Source organism: Alcanivorax sp. HI0044 (assembly GCF_001634945.1).
The window spans coordinates 1-629 of the sequence record NZ_LWEZ01001986.1 but is presented as its reverse complement, the minus strand read 5'-3'; the positions used below and the strand labels follow the sequence as shown (position 1 = coordinate 629).

The window sequence follows — 629 nt, the reverse complement described above, 5'->3', positions numbered from 1 at the left end:
TTTCACCGACAACTGCCAGGGCGTAAAACAGTGGATGCTCTCCAAGCTGCAACTGCTGTTACCCGCAGAACGCTTCCCCCATCAGGCCCTGTTCCAGATCGTGCGTATCAACGAGCTGGTCATCGTGCCGCTGCCCTGGGAAATCACCCTGGAAAGCGGTAATCGCCTGCGCAATGCCGTTACCGATACCTTGCCCGCCGGCACGAACTGGAAAGTAGAAGTCTCCAGCCTGGCCAACGGCTATTTCGGCTATGCCGTCACCCCCGAGGAATACCAGCGGCAATATTACGAAGGCGGCCACACGCTCTACGGCCCCCATACCCTGGATTTCCTGATTGGCCAGAGCAGCGAACTAAGCCGCGATCTGCAACAAAGCGGCAACATCAGCGGCAACATCAACGACATTCCCCGCCAACAGACCTTCTCCCTGCTTGCGCATCAGTACTTTCCTGAAGCACAGCAAACGGCAGCCCCGGCCTCACCCACGGCTGTCCAGTGGCAAGGTCATCCTACCCGTGAGCCCGGCGACCTCACCACCGGCCCTTACTGGCGAATCTCCCTGCTGGCCGCCCCCGCCGAACAGCTGGCCCTCGACACGCTGGAGCTTACTCTCCACTGCCAGGGGCAGC

Annotated in this window: 1 protein-coding gene; it reads left to right on the top strand. The window is 60.6% G+C overall.

Translation table 11 applies throughout. The features are described from left to right. Nucleotides 1-629 (top strand): neutral/alkaline non-lysosomal ceramidase N-terminal domain-containing protein (locus A3730_RS29295; RefSeq protein ID WP_197477772.1); only part of this gene is annotated, 629 nt, incomplete at both ends.